Origin of the sequence: Nocardia sp. NPDC050712 (genome assembly GCF_040654295.1) — a bacterium.
GTDB lineage: Bacteria > Actinomycetota > Actinomycetes > Mycobacteriales > Mycobacteriaceae > Nocardia.
In genome coordinates this window covers 491,428-515,737 of sequence record NZ_JBFAHT010000001.1, presented here as the reverse complement: position 1 = coordinate 515,737, position 24,310 = coordinate 491,428, and the positions used below count along the sequence as shown (strand labels likewise).

Here is a 24,310-nt window from a genome sequence, read left to right as displayed (position 1 = left end):
CGGAGTGTGGGCGGATTCCGTATTCGCTTGTCACGCGTGGTCGTAGGCGTCCTGCAGCGTCTTCGTGTCGATCTTCGACATCGACCGCAGCGCGGCGGCGACCGCGGCGGTCTTCGCCGGATCCGTACCGGCCATCAGCTGCATCAGCACCGACGGCGCCACCTGCCAGCTCAATCCGAAGCGATCGGTCAGCCAGCCGCACGGCCCCGGCGCGCCGCCCTCGACCAGCGCGTCCCACAGCCGATCGAGCTCCTCCTGGGTGTCCACGATCAGCTGGATCGAGGCCGCGTCGGTCAGCGGATGCCCCGGCCCGCCGTTCATCAGCGTGACGCGCTGCCCGTCCAGCTCGAGATCCACGATGAACGCGGACCCGTCGGCCTGGCGCGTGATGCCCAGCACCCGCGAGTTCGGAACGATCTCGGCGTACCGCTGCCCGGCCTCCTCGGCGGCGGATTCGAACCAGAAAAACGTGGTGACGGTCATGATGTGCTCCTTGGGTGTGTGTTTTCCGACCTGCTGTCACCCATAGGTCGGAGCCGATCCCCGGCCTTCGACACATCTCCCCGAAATCTTCGAAGAATCTTTTTTCGGCGCTGAAAGTAGGCTCTCACCTGTGGCATCAGGATTCGACTGGGACGAAATGCTCGCGTTCCTGCGGCAGGCCCGGTTCGAGGATCTGCTCCTGCCCTGCCATCTCGATCGGGATCGGCCGATCCCGCTGGCCGCGCCGTGGTTCTTCACCGCCTACCTCGCGACCGACCTCGGCTATCTACAGGTGCGGATGTCCGACGATCACGGCAGTCTGCTGCTCAGCGTCACCCCCGAGGTGGTGCCGGAGGAAGACTGGGTACAGGACGATAACGAGTTGATCCTGTGCAGCATCGAGACCCAGCTCCTCGGCAGCGTGCTGCCGGCCCGGTGCACGGGGCTGCGGTACTGGACCAACGGCGAGTCCGACCTCGCGCGCGGCCGGATCCGGTGCCTGGAGCTGTCCTTCGGCGACCAGACGCAGCTCGTCCTGGACGCCATGCGAATCGACGGCATTCGGATGGGCACCGCCGGCGATGCGGAGCGCTGGCTCGACGACATGGCCGGCGGGCCCAACACGGTGCACGAGTGGCGCCGCTGAAGAAGCGCTACTTCTGCTTCGGCGGCAGGGAGCGGGCGTAGGCGACGCCGTGGGCGATCCACTGGGCGAGGGCGGTGTCCTCGGTGAGGCCCTGCGAAGTGACGCGGAGCCAGCCGTGCGCCTCACGGCCGCCCATCACCATGATCTCGACGAAGTCGGCCTCGAGCAGGTCGTCTTCGACTTCACGGCTGACGCGGACCAGGAGGCCGCCCTTGCCGCTGGCGGCGACGGCCATGTTGCCGTGGATCAGAAACGCCAGACCGCCGAACATCTTCTTCTCGGCCAGGTGCGGGCCGGGCTCGATCAGCTCCCGGATCCGCTCGGCCAGCTCTTCGTCGTATGCCATAGCTCAGTGTGGACCAGGGCACCGACAAGTCATGAGGCCGAGCGCGTCCGGACCAGGTGGCGCGCGGCGGCGCGGTAGCGGTCGGCGAGCAGCCGGACGACGGCCGGGTGCACGCCGATGGGTTCGGCGACGCCGTCCGCGCCCGCGTCGTGCAGGCGCTGCTGGAACAGGCCCTGTGCCAGCAGGTAGGAGGCGATGAACACGCGTCCGCTGCCCGCGGCGCGCAGCTCGGCCACGACCTCCGGGACGCGTGGCGCGCCCGTGGCGACATAACCGATGCGGACCGGCGCGCCGAGCTGCTCGGTGAGCAGGGCGGCGGCCCGCCGGACGTCGTGCCGGGCCCGGGCGTCCGAGGAGCCCGCGGCCGCGAAGACGACCGCGTCACCGCGCCGCCAGCCCGCCGCCCGCAGGCGCAACGCCATGATCCGGGCCAGCGCCGGATCGGGGCCCATGGCCGGGGTGACGACCACGGCCGGATGTGAGCTCTCCGCGACCTCGCGCGGCACGTCCTGATAGACGTGATAACCCGAGGCCAAGAACGCCGGAACTACCACGGCGGGAACGGCTTCCCCGTCGGCGTCCAGCCCGCGCAGGACCTCGGCCGGCGACGGGCCGAGCACGTCGACGAACGCCGTGCGCACCGCGGTGGCGGCGCCCAATTCGGCGGCCACCGCCTCGGCGAGCGCGGCGATCATCTCGACGCCGCGCGCGCTGCGGGTACCGTGCGCCACCAGCACCAGCGCCGGGGTACTCACCAGGTCCCCAGCGTCTGGGCGTAGCGCGGCGCGCGCAGCGGACTGGCGATGCCGTGCGCACGGGGCGCGGGCACCTCCGGCCGCACATTGTCATCGGCGCATTCGGCCGCGTCGAGCGCGAGCCGATAGCCCCGCTTCACCACGGTCTGAATGGCTTTCGGGGTGCCGAGGCCGGCCCGCAGGCGGGCGATCGCGGTTTCCACGGCATGCGTGTCGTCGCCACCGCCGGGCAGTGCGGCCAGCAGGTCCTCCCGGGACACCACGCGACCGGGCTGGCGCGCGAGCGACCGCATCAGCGCCATCGGCGCGGGCGCCAGCTGGCGCACCGTCCCGTCGACGACGACACACGCGCCACGCACGCTGAGGTGATGGCCCGCGGCCTGAATCCGGTTGGCGCGCCGGGGAAGTTCCTCGGCGACGTGCCGCGCCAGCGCGCCCAGCCGGGCCCGGCCCGGCATCGAGGTCGCCACGCCGAGCTCTTCCAGCGGCGCCGCGGTGATCGGGCCGACGCAGGCGGGCAGCACCCGCCCGCGCAGGGCGTGCAGCACGCCCTCCAGGAGCCCGGTTTCCTTGGCGCGCATCAGAAGTGAGGCCACCGCGGGGGCACTGGTGAAGGTCACGCAGTCCAGGTTGGCGGTGACGATCGCCTCGATCAGCTGATCCATCGGACCCTGATCTTCCGGCGGCGTCCACCGGTACACCGGCACCGGCACGACATCCGCACCGGCACAGCGCAATACCTCACAGAAGTCCGGAACCGGCTCCCATTCGGTGGTGGCGCCGTGCAATTGGACGGCGATGCGCACGCCCTCCACGCCCTCGGCGAGCAGATGGTCGAGCACCTCGGCGGAGGACTCCGAGGCCGGCGACCACTCCTCGCGCAGTTCGGCGGCGCGGATGGCGCCCTTGGCCTTCGGGCCGCGGGCCAGCATCCGGGTCGAGGCCAGGGTGGCGCGCAGTTCCTCGGCCAGCCCCCAGCCTTCGGCGGCTTCCATCCAGCCGCGGAAGCCGATGCCGGTGGTGGCCACCGTGATCTGCGGCGGCTGCTCGACGAGCCGGCGAGTGACCCGCTCCAGCTCGGTGTCGTCGGCCAGCGGAATGATCCGGATGGCCGGGGCGGAGACGATATTCGCGCCGCGGCGGGTCAGCAGCGTGCCGAATTCCTCGGCGCGCCGGGCCGCGGTGATGCCGATGGTGAAACCGGCCAGACACGCACCCTGATCGGGGGCGGTCATGGGGCTTCCGCCGGGTTGTTGGAGACCGACACGATGCCGTCGTCCACGCGCACGGCGTAGACCGGCAGCGCGGCGCTCGCGTCGTCCAGGCAGCGCCCGTCCAGCAGCGAGAACGCCTGCTTCAGCAGCGGTGAGGCCACGACGGGCACACCGCCGCGGTCACCGACGAGTCCGCGGGACATCACCGCCGCGCGTCCGAAGGGGTCGATATTGCCGACGGCGTAGAGAACACCGTCGGTGTGCAGGAACAGGGCGGCCTGCTGGCCACCTCTCAGCAACACCGCAACGCCGCGGCCGGGAATCAGGTAGTCGAAGCGGCAGGCCTGCGTCCACCCAGCGGTGGTAGCTGGGGCAATGCCGGGTGTATCGATCACGGTCATCGGTGTCATCCTCCAAACGCCTTACCCATTGGTACCGGCGTCCTGTTTCTATGCGGTTAAGCGGTCATTTCCCAGGCGTAGCGGCCGGGAACTGCGGTGTGCCCAACAGCACAGGAACCTTCCGCTCGCCGCTGTCGTCGAAGGAGATCGTCGGATCGGCCTCCGCGGGGGCGTTGACGAAGGACACGAAGCGCGACAACTTCTGCTCGTCGTCGAGCACCGCGGCCCACTCGTCACGGTAGCCATCGACATGCTGAGCCATCGCCGCCTCCAGATCCGCGGCGATGCCGAGGCTGTCTTCGCAGACGACCTGCTTCAGATAATCCAGGCCGTTCTCCAGCGCTTCCTGCCACGGCGCGGTGCGCTGCAAACGATCAGCGGTGCGGATGTAGAACATCAGGTAGCGGTCGATGTAGCGGATCAGCGTCTCGTCGTCGAGCTCACCGGCCAGCAGCACCGCGTGCTTGGGCGTCAGGCCGCCGTTGCCGCCGACGTAGAGGTTCCAGCCGTTCTCGGTGGCGATCACGCCGACGTCCTTGCCGCGCGCCTCGGCGCACTCGCGCGCGCAACCCGACACCGCCAGCTTCAGCTTGTGCGGGGAACGCAAACCGCGGTAACGCTTTTCGAGCAGCACCGCCATGCCGACCGAGTCCTGCTGCCCGTAGCGGCACCAGGTGGAGCCGACGCAGGACTTCACCGTGCGCAGCGACTTGCCGTAGGCGTGACCGGATTCCATGCCCGCCTCGACCAGCCGCTTCCAGATCGGCGGCAACTGCTCCACGCGCGCGCCGAACAGGTCGATCCGCTGACCGCCGGTGACCTTCACATACAGGCCGAATTCCTTGGCCACCTCGCCGATGGTGATGAGCTGCTCGGCGGTGACCTCGCCGCCGGGCATCCGCGGCACCACCGAGTAGGTGCCGTTCTTCTGCAGGTTGGCCAGGAAGTGATCGTTGGTGTCCTGCAGCGCGGCCTGCTCGCCGTCCAGGATGTGCTCGCTGGAGGTGGAGGCCAGGATGGAGGCGACGGTCGGCTTGCAGATATCGCAGCCGGATCCCTTGCCGTGCTTGGCGATCAGCTCGGAGAAGGTGCGGATGCCGGTGGACTGCACGGTGTGGAACAGCTCGGCGCGGGACTGGGAGAAGTGCTCACACAGCGACTTGGAGACCGCGACACCGGACTGCTCCAGCAGCTTCTTGAGCATGGGAACGCAACCGCCGCACGAGGTTCCGGCGTTGGTGCAGCTCTTGATGCCCGGCACGTCGCAGGCGCCCTCGGCGATGGCGCCGCAGATCGAACCCTTGGAAACGTTGTTGCAGGAGCAGATCTGAGCGTCGTCGGGCAGCGCGTCCGCGCTGAGTTCCGCGCCGGCCGGAGAGATCAGCGTGGCCGGATCGGCCGGCAGCGGCGACCCGACCAGCGGGCGCAGCGCCGCGTAGGCCGACGCGTCGCCGACCAGGATGCCACCGAGCAGGGTCTGCGCGTCGTCGGAGACAACGAGTTTCGCGTAGGTGCCCTTGGCGGCGTCGTGCAGCACCACCGACAGCGCGCCCTCGGTGCTGCCGAAGGCGTCACCGAAGCTGGCCACGTCCACGCCGAGCAGTTTCAGCTTGGTCGACAGGTCCGCGCCCGGGAATTCGCCCGCGCCGCCGAGCAATCGGTCCGCCACGATCTCGGCGGTGGTGTAGCCCGGGGCGACCAGGCCGTAGCAGACGCCCTCGATCGCGGCGACCTCGCCGACGGCGTAGATGTTCGGATCGGAGGTCCGCAGCCCCAGGTCGGTGATCACACCGCCGCGCGGGCCCACTTCCAGGCCGGCGTCGCGGGCGATCTGGTCCCGCGGGCGGATACCGGCGGCGAAGACCACCACCGCGGCGCGGACCGCGGTCTCGTTGGACAGGGTGACCTCGAGCCGTTCCGCGGCCGGGGCGTCCGGCAGCACCGCGATCGCCGAGGTGCCGACGCCGGTGTGCACGTGCAGGCCCAGATCGGTGACCAGCTTCTTCAGGATGGCGCCGCCGCCCTCGTCGACCTGCACCGGCATCAGCCGCGGCGCGAACTCCACCACGTGCGGGGTCATGCCGAGCAGGCGCAGCGCGTTGGCCGCCTCCAGGCCGAGCAGGCCGCCGCCGACCACGATGCCGACCGCGCCCGGACCGGCCGCCTCGGCCGCGGCCCGGATGCCGTCCAGGTCCGCCAGGGTGCGGTAGACGTAGCAGCCCGCCGAGTCGTGGCCGGGCACCGGCGGCACGAAGGCGTAGGACCCGGTCGCCAGCACCAGCGCGTCGTAGGCGAGCACCTCGCCGGCCGACGTGGTGACCTTGCGGGTGGCCCGGTCGATGGTGTCGGCCCGCACGCCGAGGCGCAGGTCGACCAGCTCGTCGCCGTCGTAGGTGTTGCCTTGCAGGGCAAGGCCGTTCGGGTCCCAGGTGCCCACGTAGGAGGACAGGCCGACCCGGTCGTAGGCGGGCTGGGCCTCCTCGCTGAGCACGATGACCTGCCACTGCGCGGCCTCGTCGCGGGCACGCAGGGCTTCGACGAAGCGGTGCCCGACCATGCCATGGCCGACGACCACCGCGGTCTTGCGGGATTCGTTGTTCATGAGATGTCCTCCCTGGAGGGGGTCGGGTGTCAGGCGCGAGCCGACGAGGTGGTGGTTTCGGCCGCGAGGACCAGTGCTTCGGCCTCGGCGACGATGTCGGCTGGGTCTTTTTCGAGATCGGGGGCGACCGGGCGGCGCAGGAAGACCAGCCAGACCACCGCGGCGCAGGCCACGTAGAAGCCCATGAACACCACGAACGCGGTGGTCGCGGAGTTGGTCGAGGCGTAGGAGGAGCGCAGCACCAGGTTGATGCCGACGCCGCCCAGCGCGCCGATGGCGCCGACGAACCCGATCAGCGCGCCGGAGCAGTTCTGCGACCAGGCGGCCCGGGCGTTCTCGGACAGGTCCAGGCCGCGGGACTTGGCCTCGAAGACCGACGGGATGATCTTGGTGACCGCGCCGTTGCCGAGGCCCGAGAGCACGAACAGCGCGATGAAACCGATGACCAGCGCGACCATCGCGCCGCCGGAGGGGACGCCGCCGTTGCGGTCACCGAGCGAGCTGGCCGCCACCACCAGCACCGCGGCCGCCATCATGGCGCCGAAGACATAGAGGCTGACCTTGGAGCCGCCGATCCGGTCGGCCCACTTGCCGCCGTAGGGGCGGGCCAGCGAACCGAGCAGCGGGCCGATGAAGGCGATCTGCGCGGCATGCAGGGTGGCCTGCACCGCCGTATCGCCACCGGCCTTGAAGCTCAGTTGCAGCACCTGGCCGAAGGCGAAGCTGAAGCCGATGAACGACCCGAAGGTACCGATGTAGAGGAACGCGATCGCCCAGGACTGCGGCACCTTCAGCGCCGAGACCATGAAGGACAGGTCGGCCTGCTGGTTGGTCAGGTTGTCCATGAACAGCGCGGCGCCCAGGCCGGCGACCGCCACCGCGACCAGGTAGATCGCGCAGATCAGCGAGGCGTAGCCGTTGCCGAGGGTGGCGATGACCAGCAGGCCGATCAGCTGGATGACCGGCACGCCGATATTGCCGCCGCCCGCGTTCAGGCCGAGTGCCCAGCCCTTGAGCCGCTGCGGGTAGAAGGCGTTGATATTGGTCATCGAGGAGGCGAAGTTGCCGCCGCCGAAGCCGGCGAACGCCGCCACGATCAGGAAGGTGGTGTACGAGGTGCCCGGCTGATTGACGAAGTACAGCGTGAGCAGCGTCGGGATGAGCAGCAGCAGCGCGGAGAAGACGGTCCAGTTGCGCCCGCCGAACCGGGCGGTGGCCACGGTGTAGGGGATGCGCAGCACCGCGCCGGTCAGCGTCGGCACCGCCATCAGGAAGAACTTGCCCGCCGCGTCGATGCCGTACTTGTCGGTGGGCATGAACAGCACCATCACCGACCAGATCGACCACACCGAGAATCCGACGTGCTCGGCCACCACGGACCAGATCAGGTTGCGCTTGGCGATGTGCTTGCCGCCGGCTTCCCAGGCGGTGACATCCTCGGCATCCCAGTGCTCGATGTTGCGGTTACGCGTCAGCGTGCTCAACAAGGGCCCTCCCAATTTCGGTTAGGCCCAACGGTAGGAAATTGGTATTGCCGAAATGCTGCCCTGAATTGCCGCTAAATCAACGGTTGCTCACGTGTGCCCGACGGGCCGGGTGAGTTCCGCTCGAATGTTTCCGCTGTGTGTCACAACGATTTCCGTGGGTGAACAAGACCCGACATCGACGAGAAAGACCCGTGAGGTGTGACGCGCACCATCATGCGGTCACGCCACACGGGCCGCAACTCGAATCAGTTCCAGGTGTCCTCGAGCATTTGCGGCTTGCACGCCTTCCACGCTCCGGCCAGCAGCACCAGCACCGCGACGACGAGCATCGCGAACGGGGCGCCCCACCCGCCGGTGGCGGTGTGCAGCATGCCGAACAGCAGCGGGCCCGAGCACGCGATGGCGTAACCGACGCCCTGCGCGAAGCCCGACAGCGCGGCCGAACCGCGCGGGCTGCGGGTGCGCATGTTGATCAGCGTGAGCACCATCGGGAAGGTGCTCGGGCCCAGGCCCAGCAGCACCACCCAGAGCAGCGGCACGCTCATCGGCGCGATCAGCAGACCCGCGAAGGAGACGAAGAAGCAGGCGGCGAAGGCCAGCACGAACGGGAACGGGTTGCGCACCTTGGCCACCAGCGTCGGCGCGGTGAACGCCGCCGACAGACCGACCAGCGCGAACAGCCCGACCATGGTGCCGCCGAAGGCGTCACTGGCGCCCGCGTCCTCCAGGATGCGCGGTAGCCAGGCGAACATGGCGTAGGTGATCAGCGAGGTCACGCCGAACATGGCGGCCATGCCCCAGGCCAGCGGCGAACGCCAGACCTGGCCCGCGGGCTCCTCGTCGGCCGGGAGCGCGGTGGTGTCGGCCAGATCGTGGCCGCGCCGGATCCGCAGCACCCAGATCCACGGCAGCGCCGCGGCGAACCCGATCGCGGCCCACAGGCCGATCGAGATCCGCCAGCCGTGCGCGTTGGCCACCGGCACCGCGATCAGCGCCGGGATCACCGTGCCCAGCTGCACCATGGTGATGTACAGCGAGCTGACGATCGCGAGCCGATCGGAGAAGTAGCGCTTCACCAGCGGCGGGATCACCACGTTGCCGATACCCATGCCGGCCAGGGCCAGCGCGGAGAAAACCAGGAGTTCGCCGGTGTTCGGGACGACGGCGCGGATCAGCATGCCGCCGCCGGCCAGCACCATCGCGGCGAGCACGGTGCGCTCCAGCCCGAGGCGGCGCACCATGATCGGGGTGAGCAGGCCGGACAGCGCGAACATCGCGGCCGGGATCATGCCGAAGACGCCGATGACGGCGGTCGAGTAGCCGATGTCGTCGCCGATCCGCTCGGCCAGCGGACTGAAGGCGGTGACCGCGACGCGCAGCGTGAGCGCCGACATGACGATCGCGAGCAGAACGAGCAACCGACCCTCGACCAGCCCCCGTCTGCGCACGTCGAAAGGTGCCTCGACCGGGGTGTGGTCGAGGCGGGAGGTGGCGATTTCGGTGCGCGTGGGGGTTTCCGAGAGAGTTGCTGTCACCCGGAAATCATAGGATGACCCGATGATGTGAGGCAACAATTTGTGATGGGCGGTACTCTGATCCGGTGCAACCAGTCCGGCGCACCAGCCTCATTGCCCAGGTAACCGAGCAGCTGCGTGCCGAAATACGTTCGGGGCGTTGGTCGATCGGGTCTCGAATCCCCACCGAACCGGAGCTCACAGAGCTCACCGGGACCGGCCGAAATACCGTGCGCGAGGCCGTTCAGGCCCTCGTGCACGCCGGCATGCTCGAAAGACGCCAGGGTTCGGGCACCTATGTGATCGCCGCCTCGGAAGTCGGCGGCACGCTCTCCAAGTACTTCGCCGACGCGGAGGAACGCGATGTGCTCGAACTCCGGCTCGCGCTCGACACCACGGCCGCCGCGCTGGCCGCGCGCCGCCGCGACGACGCCGACATCGCCACCCTGCGGCAGTTGCTCGACGAACGCAACGAGAACAAGTGGGACGAGGACAACCACGCGGCCATCACCGCCGACGTGGAACTGCACCGCGCGATCGTGGTCGCCAGCCACAACGCGGTGTACCTCGAGTTCTACGACTCGCTGCTGCCCGCCATCGAACAGGTCATCCGGTCCCGCACCTCGCGGGCCGATGATTCCTACGATGCCGAGCACATCGAACTCGTGCAGGCCGTCGTCGACGGGAATCCGGAGGCCGCCGTGCAAGCCGCGCGCTGTTTCCTCGCCGCGTTGATCGCCGAATATCCCGATCGCTAGTTACCGGCATCGCCCGCGCAGCAAACACAAGTCCGACTGGTCCCGCATTCGAATCCCAAAGTAACCAACCGGTCACCGAGGGCACTTCCCCAATGTGAGTCCGATTTGCCGGGAACGTCACCGAAGGCCATTGGGACGCAACACGCGGCTTCTACCTTTTGACTCGACCCACCAGCGAGGCAATCGAGAGGAAGCCGATGACTGCCACAGTTGCTGCCACCGGCCAGCAGTCCGAGTTCGAGCACCAGAAGCGCGGGCGCTGGCTCGAGCACTGGGAACCGGACAACACGAAATTCTGGGAATCCGGCGGCAACAAGACCGCCCGCAAGAACCTGATCTTCTCGGTGTTCGCCGAGAATCTGGGGTTCTCGGTCTGGGTGATCTGGGGCACCGTGGTCACCAGCATGGGCCTGGCCGGCTTCGACTTCCTGGCCGGGCTCGGCAAGGGCAACCCGGTCGCGGTGAGCAACGCGCTACTGCTCACCTCCACCCCGACCCTGGTCGGCGCGGCCCTGCGCATCCCCTACACCTTCGCCATTCCCAAGTTCGGCGGCCGGGCCTTCACCGCGTTCAGCGCGGCGATGCTGCTCATCCCGACCCTCGGCCTGGCCTACTTCGTCAACCAGCCGGGCACACCCATGTGGGTGTTCATGGTGCTCGCGGCGCTCGCCGGTTTCGGCGGCGGTAACTTCTCCTCGTCGATGGCCAACATCTCGTTCTTCTTCCCCGAGGGGAAAAAGGGTGCGGCCCTGGGCATCAACGCCGCCGGCGGCAATCTCGGCGTCGCACAGACCCAGCTGGTGCTGCCGCTGCTGATCACCCTCGGCACCCATCTGCTGGCCAAGGATCCCGCGGGCTACCGCTTCGGCATCACGCTCTCCGTGCTGGTCTGGGTGCCGTTCATCCTGATCGCCACCTTCGGCGCGCTGCGCTACATGGACTCCATCGCCACCGCGAAATCCGACGGCAAGTCCTACAAACTCGCGCTGACCAATCAGCACACCTGGGTGATGTCGTTCCTCTACATCGGCACCTTCGGGTCCTTCATCGGGTTCTCCTTCGCCTTCCCCACCCTGATCAAGGCCAACTTCCCGCACCTGGCCCAGATCGGCTGGATCACCACCCTGGGCAACCTCGCCTTCCTCGGCGCGTTCGTCGGCTCGTTCAGCCGCCCCTTCGGCGGCTGGGTCTCCGACAAGGTCGGCGGCGCGAAGATCACCGTCGGCGTCTTCACCGGCATGTCGGTGGCGGTCGCGCTGATCATGGCCGGGCTGGAGATGAAGAGCTTCCCGCTCTACCTGGCGGCGTTCCTGCTGCTGTTCGTCCTCACCGGCATCGGCAACGGCTCCACCTACCGGATGATCCCGTCCATCTTCTCCGCCGTCGCCAAGAAGCACGCCTCCGAACACGGCATGGAACTCACCGACGCCCAGGCCTCGGCCAAACGCCAAGCGGGCGCGGCGATCGGCGTCATCGGCGCGATCGGCGCCTCCGGCGGCTACCTGCTGCAACAGGCCCTCCGCCTGTCCAACATCAACTTCGGCAGCATGAACCCCGCCTTCTGGGCCTACGCCGTCGCCTTCCTCGTCATGGCCGGCGTCACCTGGTTCTTCTACCTACGCTCCACCTTCGCCATCGGCCGAGTCCCCTCCCTCGCCTACGCCAACGTGTAAGGGGCGCTCGTAGCTCAATGCCGCGCCGAGACAACCTGTCTCGGCGCGGCATTGCCGTCCACGGCTAGCGGATTCGGTCGGCGTCCGAGCGGGCGACGGCCAGGCGGTCCAGCTGGTGCAGGGCCTGCAGGGCCAGGGCGGAGGCGGTGCCGGGGCTGCCGCGGGTCAGCAGGTCGCGGGAGCGGTCGATCAGGTCTTCCATGCGGCCGAGATCGTGGCGGGCGGTGGAGGTTTCGGTGTCCAGGAGTTGGCGGTCCAGGAGGTGTTCGGCTTCGCACAGCAGTTCCCGGGCCAGGGTGCGGCTGGCGGGGGCGCTCGGTAGTGGGGCGCGGATGCCGCGCTCGGCGGTGACGAGACAGCGCGTGACCCGCTCGCTCAGGCACCAGGACGGGCCGGAATCCCCGGGCCCGCCAGTGGCGTGCTCCCAGAGCCCGGCCGCGGGGCCCTCCTGCAGCAAGCGCAGGTTCAGGTGTTCCATGGTGAGCCCGGCCAGGCGCATCAACTGATCGCGAGTGCCGAGCTCGGTGGCCAGGCCCGCGGCCTGCAGGGTGCGTTCCAGCAGCACCGCCGCGAAATCCGGGACCCGGCGCCGCAATCGGGGGCCGCCGTCGACCTCCTCGGTGCCGTTCAGGTGGACCGCTATGCCCGGCGCGTGCAGCTGAATCGCCGGATCGTCGAGCATCGGACGGCGGGTGATGCGGCCGTGCCGCGCCAGCTCGTCCAGAATCGCGGCGACCCTGGGCAGTTCGTCGTGCGAGGCGACCCGGTCGGCCAGATCCTGGATCAGGATGCCGGCCACCACCAGGCTGGCGTAGTCGGACTGCTCGCCGTCGGAGGTGCGCCACGGGATGTCTTCCAGCGGCCAATGCCCGGAACCGAATCGGGCGACGGTCGACCAGTAGCGCCGGGCCAGATCGGAACGGATCTGCAAGGCCTCGGCCAGGCGCCACTGCGACTCGTCCAGCAGACCCGATTCGCGGGTGTGCGGGGAGAGCAGATCGTCGATGGCGTCGAGGGCGGTGCTGGTGAAATACAGATCCGGACGCGGCTCCGCGATCCCCGCGCGCACGGCGACCGCGGCCTCGACCAGATCGACCGGGGCGGCGTCTTTCGCGACGCCCCAGGTCCAGCCGCACTCGAGCAGCAACTGGTCGTCGTAGAGGTCGAAGCCGTGGGTCCGGCCGAGCGAGACATCGTTGCGCACCCGGGTGCGCACCCGTTCCAGCGATTCCGACAGCTCCCGCAGCACCTGCTTCTCGGGCCGGTCGGCCTGGTTGAGCATGCGAATAATCGACTGCCCGGCAGGCGATTCCGGCACGATCGTGGTGACGACGAAGCTGCGCAGCAGCCCCGTGAGCGCGGCAGTCAGCCGGGCGCCCAGGCTCCGGGTGAGCCGCAGCACCCGATCCATGTGCCCGCGCCGCTCGGCGGCCGCCCGCTGCGCGCTCCAGAGGTAGCGCAGACCGGCCAGGCACAGCCGCACCGAGATCGCGTACGCGTCGACGGCCTCGATCCCGCCCTGCGCCCCGGTGGGACGACCGGATTCGGTGCCGCTCACGTGGTCGGCCACGGTAAAGGTCGGCTCCCCGTCCGCCGCGGTATTACGTTCCAGGTATTCCTCGAGCAGGCCGACGAGCGCCTGATCGATCTGGCTGGGCCAGCCGAGCGGTTCCAGCGCCGTCGCGACATCATCGGCGATCCGATCCGGATTGCCGATCGCGAGACTGTCGATCTCGGTGGCCGGGTAGAGCAGGCACAGCAATTGCGCCGCGTCACTGATCGAGTCGCCGGCGCCGGGGCCACCCCAAGCCCAGACCTCACCGGCCCCGGAAGCACTCAATACCGACTGCCAAATATCCAGAATCTGTTGTCTGGGCTGAATTCTCATCCGCCACTGTCCTGACGCCGTCGCAGGGATTGGAGCCGGTCCCCATCCGGTATACCCGCGCCGACGATGACACGCACGGCCTTTCGCGGCGAACTCAGAGCATCAGGCGCACCATGTCGGCCGTGCGGGCCCGAGCCGGGAAGGCCGCACCGCATGCGACCGTTGCGCGGAGGCTCGCGGCGAACGGTTCGAGCCCGACCGCAGTTATGCTCTCGGTCAACGTACTACGCGCGAAGAGTTGTTTGATCGGTGCCGGGGAGCACCGTGCTCGAGGGGGTTCACGGCCATGGCTGATTCGGTAAATGTCGACGCATCGAAGCTTGCGACGCATGCCACGAACCTCGGGAAGCTGACGGACCCGCTGAGCATGGCGTTGCAAGCGGCGCAGGCCGTGTCGGCGCCGACCGATGCGTACGGGAAGATCTGCGCCTTTCTGCCTCCCCTGTTCGTGGATTCGGTGGAAACCGAGGGCGTCGACGCCATCCAGGCCGCTATCGACGCGGTAGCGGAGGATGCGGCGAAACTGAAGAAGGTCGCCGACGGGTTCACCGCCACCGACACGGCGAACGCGGCGAAAACCAAGGCACAGACCGCCAAGATCGAGGGCCCGGCCTCGTGAGCGAGCCGAACTCGCTGATCGCCTCGAAAGAAGAAGAACCAACCGAATGGTATTCGGGGGTCGGACTTTTCGACACTGTCGCGGATCTGTCGGAGGCAATCTCCTCCGGGTCATGGATCGATGCGGGTCTCGGCATGGTCGGGTTGGCCGCGGAAGCCGCGTCGCTTGCCGTGGATCCACTGGGAACTCTGGCCTCCTACGGCGTGGGCTGGTTGATCGATCACGTCCAACCGCTGCAAGACGCCCTCAACTACGTCGCCGGTGATCCTGAGCAGATCGCCGCCTACGCAAAAACCTGGGAGAACGTCTCAGCCAAGATCGCCGAGACCGCTCAAACTCACAAAACTGCCGTCGAACAGGATGTTTCGGACTGGACAGGTGCTACCGCAACCGCCTACAAGACTAGGTCCGCCGAGACCTCGGACGCACTGAACGCCGCGGTACAGGCAGCCTCCGCCGCGTCACAGGCCATCGAAATGGCCGGAATGGTCGTCTCGGCCGTCCGTGACACCGTCAAGGACCTCGTTGCGCAAGCAGTAGGCCGGTTGGCGGCGTGGGCGGCGGAAGCATTGTTCACTCTGGGAACAGCCGCCCCGCTGATCGCCGCACAAGCAGCGGTGTACGTCGCCAAGACCGTGGCCACGATTACGAAACTGTTCACCCGCCTGGCCAAGACGATGGCGAAACTACGCCCGCTATTGGCGAAGCTGAAAGACGCGTTCACTGCGATCGCGAAGAAGCTGCGTGGCAAAAACGGCAAGTCGACCGACCTGACCACGGGTTCGAAGAAGAACAAGAACAAGTCCGGTGACGATTCGAAGGACGACTCCACCAAACCGGCCGGCACCGAGCCCTCCAGCACCGACAAGACGAAACCGGCCTCGACCGAACCGACGAAGACCGACAATCCGAAGTCGGACACACCAGAACCTAGCAAAGGCGAGACTCCGAAGACCGATGACAGCCCGACCTCGCCGGCGAGCACGAAGAAACCGAAATCGAACGAAGGCGCCTCCGATGAGGCGAAGAACAACGATCCCAAGAACACTCAAACCAAGGTCGATCTCACCAAGTGCAACGACCCCGTCGACGCGGCCAGCGGCGAGTTCCTGCTCGAGGCAACCGATGTCGACCTTCCCGGCGTTCTACCCTTGGTGCTGGAACGACTACATCGCTCCGGGTATCGGTACGGACGCTGGTTCGGCCCGACCTGGGCTGCCACGCTCGATATGCGGATCATCGTCGAGCAGTCGAGTGTCACGTTCATCGGTGAAGACGGCATCCTGCTCGGCTATCCGCACTCCGCTCCCGGCACGGCGGTACTGCCGATGGAGGCGGCCCATCAATGGCCGTTGAGCCGCACAGAATCCGGCGGTTATCAGATATACAATCCCGAGCGCGAAATAATGTGGCACTTCGCACTATCCGGCGACACCACGGGAGCTCTATCCGGCGATTATCCCATCTCGGCAATCACCGATCGCCACCACAACCGTGTCCAGTTCCGATACGACCAGGGCGGAAACCCGACCGAGATAACACATTCCGGCGGTTACCGCATTTCAGTACAGTCGACAGAAGGCCGCATAACCGCTCTGTCTGCACTCGGGAGCGACTCGAATGGGAATGAATTCGTCACCCGGATAAGAGAGTTCGAGTACGAACACGGTGAGTTGATCGCCGTAACCAACGGGGTAGGTGCCACCACTACCTTCGGCTATGACGACGCCCACCGCATGCTGTGGTGGAAGGACTCCAACGGCAACAGTCTACTCAATGTCTACGATGAACCGGGTCGCGTCATCCAGCAGCGCGGCAACTCTGGCGTTGTCAACGCCAACCTCGACTACGTCGTCTATCCGGATGGTTCCGGCCGCCGCACCGTTTCCACCGATTCGCTGGGCGCGACAACAACTTACATCTTCGACGCCGACCTACGCTGTCGCGAAATAATCGACGCGCTGGGTAACCGCACCTATACCGACTACGACAAGAACCGCCGGCCGATCAAAGTCGTGACCGCTGACGGAGCGACGACCACCTACAACTACAATTCCGACGGCGACCTCAGCGCAATCGTTCGACCCGATGGCGCAGACATACGGATCGAATATCACACCCGTGGACGTCCGAGCACCGTCATCGAGGCGGGTGTCGTCTATCGGCACGAATATGACGATGAAGGCAATCACACTGCTTTTATCGACGCCGCTGGTGCCCGTACGGAATACACCTACCATCACACCGGCGCGGTCGCCACCATCACCCGAGCCGACGGCGCTGTCACTAGCGTCGAAGTCGATCCAGCTGGTCTCCCGATCACCGTCACCGACCCTCTGCGGAACCGCACGACCGTCGACCGTGACCACTTCGGCCGTCCGATCCTTGTCACCGAGCCGACCGGGGCAGCTACCCGCTACGAATGGACCAGTGAGTCGAAACTGTTGCGGCGCACTGACGCCGACGGTAACAGCGAAGTCTGGTCGTACGACGGCGAGGGGAACCTCACTCTCTATGCCGATGCCAATCACGGCATAACGCGCTACCACTACGGTGCATTCGATCTCCTCCAACAGCGTAGTGATCCGACCGGCGCTGTCACCGGCTACGAATGGGATACCGAACAACGCCTCACATCGGTGACAAACCCGATCGGTCTGTCCTGGCACTTCGCCTATGACCGAGCCGGCCGGTTGACCTCGGAAACCGACTACACCGGCGCCACAACCACCTACACCCACGACCGGGTCGGCCGCATCAGCACCGTCACCGCCGCAACCGGGGTGACCCGTCAGCACAGCTACGACATCCTCGGCCGCCTCACCAAGATCTCCGCTGCAACCGGGGAATGGCTGAGCTACACCCACAATCTGTCCGGACGACTGCTGACCGCGGTTTCGGGCCATGCTGCGAATCCGATCCGCACCCTCGAATTCACCTACAACAGCAGCGAACAACTGCTCACCCAGGAACTCGACGGACAGCACGTCAGCACCTTCGAGTACGACCGCCTCGGCAGGCGCCTCGCCCGAACCTCGCCATCCGGTAGCGAAACACGGTGGCAGCACAACCCTTCCGACCAAATCACCACCATGGTCACCGATGGCCGCAGCGTCGATTTCACCTACAACGCCGCCGGCCAGCTGACCACTTGGGCCGTAGACAGCCTCATGATCGAGCGCACACTCACCCCCGCCGGACACCTTGCCAACCAGAAGGTGCTCGCCCATCCCATAGCGGCTCGGCCCGATACCAAGGCAGCAAAGCCGCAGTCGATGCGGAATGACGAATACACCTTCCGCGCGGACGGATACCCCACCGCCCACACCGTTCGCCGGGGCGACTCCGAACCCGTGCACCGAACTTACGGCCTGGATTCGATCGGCCGAGTAACAACCATCACTGAAAACGGCGTCCTCGCCGAGCAGTACGCCTACGACCAACTCGACAACATCACGGGCCGGTACTCCACCCGCCACCAAGAAGAAGCCGACCACGCGGCAGCCCGCATTGCCCAGCAACGACGTCGGCCGTTCACGGCAAGCCGGCGCCGCTACCACAACAACCTCCTCATCCAAGACGGGCACAACCGCTACCACTACGACAGCTGCGGTCGGTTGATCCGCAAAACAACCATCCGTCTATCCCGCAAAGCCGATGTCTGGCACTACCGCTACAACGCATTCGATCAACTGACCGACGTGTACACGCCGACCGGCGCATGGTGGCAATACACCTATGACGCACTGGGGCGTCGCTCATCGAAACGACGCCTTACCGAAGACGGGTCCGCAGCCGTCGAGCAAACCGACTTCACCTGGGACGGCACCTGCCTGACCGAGCAGTGCGTGATGGGTACAGTCACCCGCTGGACGTATCAACCCGACACTTACACCCCCATCACCCAGTCCATCGAACAATCCGCTGTCGACCGCGAATTCCACGCAATCGTTGCCGACCTCGTCGGTACTCCCCTCGAACTAGTCGACCCCGCAACCTGTCGCACCGAGGCAACCGCGGAGACCGACCTGTGGGGTATAACCACGTGGAACGGCACATCAGCGACGCCGCTGCGCTTCCCCGGACAGGTCTACGACGCCGAAACCGGGTTCCACTACAACTTCTACCGCGTTTACGATCCCGCTACGGGGCGATACCTCACCCAGGATCCACTGGGACTGCTTCCGTCCCCCAACCCGAATACCTATCCCCATAATCCGGGTGTCCGGCTCGACCCGCTCGGCTTGACACCATGCAGTCCGGGCACACGCGACGACGCGGACTTGGCACGCCAACGCGCCGAAGAGCTCAACTCCCTCAGGCGCGGTTTTCACAACACTACCGCGGTATTCGGCGTCTATAACTGGAAAACAGGCGAGTATCGCACCATTGTCGGCATAAATGGCGAAGGCGAAATGCCGAGAAACTGGAACTTGAACTCGAACGAGAGTTTCGTGAACGGACCTGGACATGCTGAAGAAAACATACTCAAGTCACTGGGACCGCACGATACCGTCGTCTACGGTGCTGCATCAACCAATTTCTGCTACAAGACCTGCCTCCCGCTCATCGAAGGCTTGAACGTCGAGCTCGGAGTGGCAAGAGGCACATCGAAACCCGAATTGTATTCACCCTTTACAATGTTCTGGACAAGATAGAAGGGAACCAGCGCATGGCATCCAATGCTGCGGCGTACGACACGCTCCCATCGCTCGACTCGGCAAGGCTCGCCGCCTTCGCGCTCGGCTGCGCGGAGCGTGGAAGTGGGATCTTCCTCGCCTTGGCCGGTCAAGAGGAAGCCGACCGGCTGTCAAGCCTGCTGGAACGCGCATGGCTCGCCGCCGCGGGCGAGGGAGACGACGCGGAAATAGCCGACATCGTGGAGGAGTTCGAGGCGCGTGCCGAGGCGTCGAGCGACGGCACCGATTCACTCGACGCAGCTTATTTTCTGCTGCATGCGGAGTATTTGTCCGTGCTCGCGCTTGCGATACAGATCCAACCGAGTTCGGAACTCGGCGAGGAGACGGGCGAGATGCTCGAGAATTTACTTCACATCATAGATCAGAGATTGAGTGGAGTCCGGTCGGTAACCGTTGCCGCGGGCGAGCCGACGCCCACCGGACCACTGCAGCAAATAGAGCACGCCGCACAAGATCGCACCCTCCGGGCATTGGCGGAACTTCCCGGCTCGGACCGCCTGACACCGGAATTCCTCACCGAACTGCGCGCATCGTTTGTCCCGCAGCGCGATGAAATCGCCTCGGCAACCGCACTCCTGTTCTCGGAGCCGTGACAAGCAAACCGCGGCGAACTCAGAGCATCAGGCGCACCATGTCGGCCGTGCGGGCCAGACCGGGGAAGGCCTCGGGGGTGGAGCGGGGGTGCAGGGCGTGCACGGCGAGGCGGAACATGACCGCGCGCAGCAGCATTTGGGGCCACTCGGGGAGTTCGCGCCAGCGCTCCAGGAGGCCGTCGTCGGCGCCGCCCCAGGCGAGGGCGTCGACGACGATGACGCCGGCGGCCCAGGCGGGCGGACGCCAGTAGGGGGTGATGTCGGAGAGGCCGGGGGTGAAGACTCCGGCGAAAAGGACTGTGCCGAACAGGTCTCCGTGCACCAGTTGCGGCTGGGCCTGCACGTGCTTGCGCAAAGTGGCGAGCTGGCCGATCAATTCGATGCTGCGCTGCCCGTCGGGTGAGGTGGTGGGCAGGGTGCCGCCGGCGCGCAGGCTGCGCAGCGGGACCGGTTCCCAGGCCGCGCGGTCGGCGGCGACGAAGACATCCACATCCACCCACGGGGCGACCGGCGGCTGCACCAGGAAGCGCGGGCGCTCGAGCTTGGCGGTGGCCTGGTGCAGGCGTAGCGACAGCGAGACGACCTCGTCGTGACGCGGCTCCGGAGTGCCCTCCAGATAGGTGTCGGCCCGCCAGCCGGAGACGACATAGCGCCCGTCGGTGGCGCGCACGGGCCGAGCCACTCTGAGCCCGTCCACCTTCAGCGTCTCGCGGATCTTCGCCGACCACGCCGCTCTGGCGTGATCGGCGACCGGGCTGAGCACCACGTCACCGCAGCGCCAGCCACCGTCCCAGTCCCCCAGGGCAACCGGTGTCACTTCGCGCAGACCGAACGTGGCGCGCACGTGCTCGGGAGGTTCCACAGAAGTCACGGCCGTACGGTACCGCCGAGTTTGGTAGGACGCGCCCGTGGCGCGCCCGAAACCGCTAGTAAACCGGCAGCGATGTGTCGACCTGGTTGGCCCAGGCCACAATTCCGCCCTGCACGTGGGTGGCGTCGGCGAAGCCGGCCTGCTTGAGCGCGGCCAGCGCCTCCGCGGAACGGATGCCCGTCTTGCAGTGCAGCACGATCGGGCGGTTCTGCGGCAACTCCGAGAGCGCCGCACCGGAGAGGATGCGGTCCTTCGGGATCAGCTTCGCGCCCTCGATGTGCACGATGTCCCACTCCACCGGCTCGCGGACGTCGATCAGCTCGATGTCCTTGCCCGCGTCCAGCAGCTCCTTGAGCTCACGCGCGGTGATCGTGGAGTCGGCGGCCGCGGCCTGGCCCTCCTCCGAGACCACACCGCAGAAGGCGTCGTAGTCGATCAGTTCGGTGATCGGCTGACGCTCCGGGTCGCGGCGCAGCTTGATGGTGCGGTAGCTCATGTCGAGTGCGTCGTAGACCATCAGGCGGCCCAGCAGCGGGTCACCCATGCCGGTCAGCAGCTTGATCGCCTCGGTCACCATGATCGAGCCGATGGACGCGCACAGCACACCGAGCACGCCGCCCTCGGCGCAGGACGGGACCATGCCCGGCGGCGGGGCCTCCGGGTAGAGGTCGCGGTAGTTCAGGCCGCGGTTGTCGGGGGCGTCCTCCCAGAAGACCGACACCTGGCCCTCGAAGCGGTAGATCGAACCCCACACGTACGGCTTGTGCGCCAGCACCGCGGCGTCGTTCACCAGGTAGCGGGTGGCGAAGTTGTCGGTGCCGTCGACGATCAGGTCGTACTGGGCGAACAGCTCGATGGCGTTCTCCGGCTCGAGCCGGATCTTGTGCAGGTTGACGGTGATGCCGGAGTTGATCTCCAGGATCGAGTCGCGCGCGCTGTCGGCCTTGGAGCGGCCGATATCGGATTCGCCGTGGATGATCTGGCGCTGCAGGTTGGAGGCGTCGACCTCGTCGAACTCGACGATGCCCAGCGTGCCGACACCGGCGGCGGCCAGGTACAGCAGCGCGGGCGAACCCAGGCCACCGGCGCCGATCACCAGCACCTTGGCGTTCTTCAGCCGCTTCTGCCCGTCCATCCCGAGATCGGGAATGATCAGGTGCCGGCTGTAGCGCGCGACCTCGTCGCGGGTGAGTTCCGCGGCCGGCTCGACCAGCGGCGGCAGGGATTTTGCTGAAGCTGTGCTTGCCAAGGACACGTCCGGTCTCTCCTCGAATCGGTGGGCCTCATAGCTCAGCGTGTACAACGCCGGGAGCCGGGCCGTTCTTCCCGCTCCATCGTCCCGTACGTCCGTACTACTAATGCGGCGGGGTCAGCCGCGCGGGTACGGCCAGGGGTTGAAGCGGCAACGCTTGCCGTCCATCGGGACCACGCCGTACGGATCGAGGGTGGCGATCTCGTTGTTCTCGGTGCCGAAGGTCTGCTGCATCATGATCGGCGCCAGCCCGCCGTCGGTCTCGCACGGCTGATGCTGGTGGTAGCCGATGGCGTGGCCGACCTCGTGGTTGATCTGGTACTGCCGGTAGGAGCCGATGTCACCCTCGAAGGCGATCGCGCCGCGCACCCAGCGCACCTCCGAGAGCAGCACCCGGCCGGAGTCGGCGTTGTAGCAGGACGAGTCGATCGGGATGTCGAAGCCGCAGGCCTTGCGGGTGGTCTGGCGCGAGGTGAGCGAGACCCGGAAATCCGGCCGGCCCTGGTCGATCCGGCGGAAACCGAACTGCTTGTCGTGCGACCAGCTCTTCGGGTTGGCCAGGGTGGAGTCGATCATCGTCGCCACGGCGACATCGCCGCCGATGCCAGAGGTGTCGATGCCGTCCTCGATCTCCACGGAGTAGGTGAAGACGTTCGCGGCGCCCGCGCCGGCCTCGGCCGTGCCCGGCACGACCCGCCAGGTGCCCGCGCCCGCGTCGGTGAAGGCACCGCCCTGCGGTAGCGCGCCGGTGGGCAGATCGGTCGGGAACTTGCCGTCACCCGGCGGTGCGCCGATGATGCCCGCCGAGGCGGCCCGCGGACTGAGCGCGCCGAAGCCCGGCGTGCCCGCCACGACCTCGGTGCCGCCGCGCACCGCGTCCACCACGACCAGCACGGTGACCACGAGCAGCACCGGCAGCGCGTAGGCCCGCCAGCCGTAGGTGGAGACGAAGCGGCCGAGCCGGCTCTGCTTCTTCACCACCCGGCCCGGGCGGTGCGCGCGGTTCTTGCCGTCCTCGGGCGCCGTCGGATCCCAGCGGGCACGCAGCGGCTGATGCGAGCGATCGGTCTGGTCTTCTTCCCCAGTCGAATACAGCCCGAGGGGGTCGTAGATCTCCACACCGTCGCCGTCGCGCCGCGGTACGGATTCCGGAGTAGACGCGACAGAGCCGGGGCGGCGCGTGTCACGCCCGCCTCCGGACGGAGTTTCCGTTCGGTCGGTCACGGCTAACAGACTCTCACAGTGGACAAGTGGGTCGTCCCGCGCGTACGAAAGACTCGCTACGAGATACGGCAGAGGTTCGCTGTGCGATATCTCATCGGCGGGGCAATGTTGTCGAACCCGCCGCCAACTGTGACCTACGACCGGGTATCGTTCTTGGGATACCCGGTGTACCACCCCTTCCGCCGGGGCGTCGACTGGGAGAGCCGAAAATGACCGACCTCGTGGACCGGATGCCGTCCCGTAGATCATCGTCCGAGGCCATGGCACCTGCGAAACGCGGGACCAGGCTGCCGAGGGACGAGCGGCGACAGCAGCTGCTCCACGCGGCGAGTGAGGTTTTCGTGCTGCGCGGCTACCACGCGGCGGGCATGGACGAGATCTCGCAGTGCGCCGGAGTGAGCAAGCCTGTGCTCTACCAGCACTTCACCAGCAAACTCGAGCTGTATCTGGCGGTCCTGCAGAACTACGTCGACATGCTGGTGTCCAGCGTGCGCCAGGCGCTGCGTTCCACCACCGACAACAAGCAGCGCGTGCGCGCCGCCGTCGCGGCCTACTTCGACTTCGTCGACAACGAGATGCAGGGTTTCCGACTGGTTTTCGAGTCCGACCTGACCTCCGAGCCGCAGGTGCAGCGCCGGGTCGAGCAGGCCACCGAGGCCTGTGTCGACGCCGTCTTCGATCTGGTCGCGCACGACTCCGGCCTGGACCCCTACCGCGCCCGCATCCTCGCGGTCGGCCTGGTCGGGGCGAGCCAGACCACCGCCCGCTACTGGCTGGAAGCCGATCGGCCGATCCCCAAGGACGACGCCATCGACACCACCGTCACGCTGGCCTGGGGTGGCCTGTCGCACGTGCCGCTGCACCCGATCGACGGTGTGCCGCGCAGCCTCGGCTCCTGAGCGAACCTACGACAGAGCCCCTGTCCTCCGCGGAGGACAGGGGCTCTGTCGTGTTCTGAAGGCTGCTAGACCGTGGCGAAGCCGACGCGGCCGCTGGCCGGGGTGCCGATCTCCACGTAGGAGACCTTCGAGGCCTGGATCAGGAACTTGCGCCCCTTGTCGTCGGTCAGCGACACGATGCCGCTCTCGCCGGTCAGCGCACCGGACACCAGCGCCTCCACCTCATCGGCGGTCTGCGAGCTGTTGATGATGAGCTCACGCGGGCTATCCGAAATACCGATCTTGACCTCCACGGCCAACCTCCGAACCTAGAGTCCTGTGCTGTCGAATCAAGGCTAGTCCAGGGCCGGAGCGCCGGGGCAGGAGCCTGCCTGCGCTGACAGCG

Annotated in this window: 20 protein-coding genes; 7 read left to right on the top strand and 13 right to left on the bottom strand. The window is 67.1% G+C overall.

All coding sequences use genetic code 11. The annotated features are described in order from the left end of the window. Window positions 1-30 precede the first annotated feature (30 nt). Window positions 31-483, bottom strand: a complete 453-nt coding sequence (locus AB0H76_RS02440; RefSeq protein WP_357316249.1) for a VOC family protein — start codon at window positions 481-483, stop codon at window positions 31-33. 130 nt (window positions 484-613) lie between these two features. On the opposite strand from AB0H76_RS02440, the gene AB0H76_RS02435 reads away from it, so the two are divergent. Next, the gene (locus AB0H76_RS02435) at window positions 614-1,129 is read left to right on the top strand and encodes a hypothetical protein (RefSeq protein WP_357316246.1); all 516 of its coding nucleotides are present in this window, start codon (window positions 614-616) and stop codon (window positions 1,127-1,129) included. A gap of 7 nt (window positions 1,130-1,136) precedes the next feature. On the opposite strand, the gene AB0H76_RS02430 is transcribed toward AB0H76_RS02435, so the two are convergent. The 7 genes from AB0H76_RS02430 to AB0H76_RS02400 form a co-directional block, all read right to left on the bottom strand. Then, window positions 1,137-1,475: a TfoX/Sxy family protein gene (locus AB0H76_RS02430; RefSeq protein WP_357316243.1), complete on the bottom strand. Its 339-nt coding sequence runs from the start codon at window positions 1,473-1,475 to the stop codon at window positions 1,137-1,139. Between the two features lie 29 nt (window positions 1,476-1,504). Beyond that, window positions 1,505-2,230, bottom strand: a complete 726-nt coding sequence (locus tag AB0H76_RS02425) for a sirohydrochlorin chelatase (RefSeq protein WP_357316241.1) — start codon at window positions 2,228-2,230, stop codon at window positions 1,505-1,507. After that, complete coding sequence (locus AB0H76_RS02420; RefSeq protein WP_357316239.1) at window positions 2,227-3,465, bottom strand: uroporphyrinogen-III synthase; 1,239 nt, start codon at window positions 3,463-3,465, stop codon at window positions 2,227-2,229. The genes AB0H76_RS02425 and AB0H76_RS02420 overlap by 4 nt, the downstream gene beginning before the upstream one ends. Continuing rightward, window positions 3,462-3,845, bottom strand: a complete 384-nt coding sequence (nirD, locus tag AB0H76_RS02415) for a nitrite reductase small subunit NirD (protein WP_357316236.1) — start codon at window positions 3,843-3,845, stop codon at window positions 3,462-3,464. Before nirD ends, AB0H76_RS02420 begins: the two co-directional genes overlap by 4 nt. Before the next feature lie 64 nt (window positions 3,846-3,909). After that, window positions 3,910-6,447 carry a nitrite reductase large subunit NirB gene (gene nirB / locus AB0H76_RS02410; protein ID WP_357316233.1) on the bottom strand — a complete coding sequence of 846 codons (2,538 nt, stop codon included), beginning with the start codon at window positions 6,445-6,447 and terminating at the stop codon, window positions 3,910-3,912. A 29-nt stretch (window positions 6,448-6,476) separates the two neighbouring features. Further along, window positions 6,477-7,934 (bottom strand): nitrate/nitrite transporter, encoded by a 1,458-nt coding sequence (locus tag AB0H76_RS02405; RefSeq protein ID WP_357316230.1) that lies wholly within the window; start codon window positions 7,932-7,934, stop codon window positions 6,477-6,479. 245 nt (window positions 7,935-8,179) lie between these two features. Beyond that, window positions 8,180-9,328 (bottom strand): MFS transporter, encoded by a 1,149-nt coding sequence (locus AB0H76_RS02400; RefSeq protein WP_357320329.1) that lies wholly within the window; start codon window positions 9,326-9,328, stop codon window positions 8,180-8,182. A gap of 206 nt (window positions 9,329-9,534) precedes the next feature. Here AB0H76_RS02400 and AB0H76_RS02395 point away from each other — a divergent pair, with 206 nt between their 5' ends. Together AB0H76_RS02395 and AB0H76_RS02390 are read left to right on the top strand one after the other, a co-directional pair. Beyond that, complete coding sequence (locus AB0H76_RS02395; RefSeq protein ID WP_357316227.1) at window positions 9,535-10,206, top strand: FCD domain-containing protein; 672 nt, start codon at window positions 9,535-9,537, stop codon at window positions 10,204-10,206. A gap of 197 nt (window positions 10,207-10,403) precedes the next feature. Next, entirely contained in the window at window positions 10,404-11,879 is a 1,476-nt protein-coding gene (locus tag AB0H76_RS02390) for an MFS transporter (RefSeq protein WP_357316224.1), read from the top strand. Window positions 11,880-11,943: 64 nt separating this feature from the next. Here the strand turns inward: AB0H76_RS02390 and AB0H76_RS02385 are convergent, their stop codons facing one another. Then, entirely contained in the window at window positions 11,944-13,767 is a 1,824-nt protein-coding gene (locus tag AB0H76_RS02385; protein ID WP_357316222.1) for an SCO2524 family protein, read from the bottom strand. 286 nt (window positions 13,768-14,053) lie between these two features. Between AB0H76_RS02385 and AB0H76_RS02380 the strand changes: the two genes are divergently transcribed. The 3 genes from AB0H76_RS02380 to AB0H76_RS02370 are packed head-to-tail and all read left to right on the top strand — an operon-like array spanning window position 14,054 to window position 19,679. Further along, complete coding sequence (locus AB0H76_RS02380) at window positions 14,054-14,386, top strand: type VII secretion target (protein ID WP_357316219.1); 333 nt, start codon at window positions 14,054-14,056, stop codon at window positions 14,384-14,386. Then, entirely contained in the window at window positions 14,383-19,044 is a 4,662-nt protein-coding gene (locus AB0H76_RS02375) for a DUF6531 domain-containing protein (protein WP_357316216.1), read from the top strand. The genes AB0H76_RS02380 and AB0H76_RS02375 overlap by 4 nt, the downstream gene beginning before the upstream one ends. 14 nt (window positions 19,045-19,058) lie before the next feature. Continuing rightward, window positions 19,059-19,679, top strand: a complete 621-nt coding sequence (locus AB0H76_RS02370; RefSeq protein ID WP_357316213.1) for a hypothetical protein — start codon at window positions 19,059-19,061, stop codon at window positions 19,677-19,679. 19 nt (window positions 19,680-19,698) lie between these two features. On the opposite strand, the gene AB0H76_RS02365 is transcribed toward AB0H76_RS02370, so the two are convergent. The 3 genes from AB0H76_RS02365 to AB0H76_RS02355 form a co-directional block, all read right to left on the bottom strand. Beyond that, window positions 19,699-20,550: a TIGR02569 family protein gene (locus AB0H76_RS02365; protein ID WP_357316210.1), complete on the bottom strand. Its 852-nt coding sequence runs from the start codon at window positions 20,548-20,550 to the stop codon at window positions 19,699-19,701. A gap of 55 nt (window positions 20,551-20,605) precedes the next feature. Continuing rightward, window positions 20,606-21,805: an adenylyltransferase/sulfurtransferase MoeZ gene (moeZ, locus tag AB0H76_RS02360; RefSeq protein ID WP_357316209.1), complete on the bottom strand. Its 1,200-nt coding sequence runs from the start codon at window positions 21,803-21,805 to the stop codon at window positions 20,606-20,608. A 114-nt stretch (window positions 21,806-21,919) separates the two neighbouring features. Further along, the gene (locus AB0H76_RS02355) at window positions 21,920-22,921 is read right to left on the bottom strand and encodes a DUF3152 domain-containing protein (RefSeq protein ID WP_357316206.1); all 1,002 of its coding nucleotides are present in this window, start codon (window positions 22,919-22,921) and stop codon (window positions 21,920-21,922) included. A gap of 314 nt (window positions 22,922-23,235) precedes the next feature. On the opposite strand from AB0H76_RS02355, the gene AB0H76_RS02350 reads away from it, so the two are divergent. After that, window positions 23,236-23,925 carry a TetR/AcrR family transcriptional regulator gene (locus AB0H76_RS02350; protein WP_209888199.1) on the top strand — a complete coding sequence of 230 codons (690 nt, stop codon included), beginning with the start codon at window positions 23,236-23,238 and terminating at the stop codon, window positions 23,923-23,925. 65 nt (window positions 23,926-23,990) lie between these two features. Here AB0H76_RS02350 and AB0H76_RS02345 read toward each other — a convergent pair whose 3' ends face one another. Beyond that, window positions 23,991-24,218 carry a DUF3107 domain-containing protein gene (locus tag AB0H76_RS02345; RefSeq protein ID WP_357316204.1) on the bottom strand — a complete coding sequence of 76 codons (228 nt, stop codon included), beginning with the start codon at window positions 24,216-24,218 and terminating at the stop codon, window positions 23,991-23,993. Window positions 24,219-24,310 lie beyond the last annotated feature (92 nt).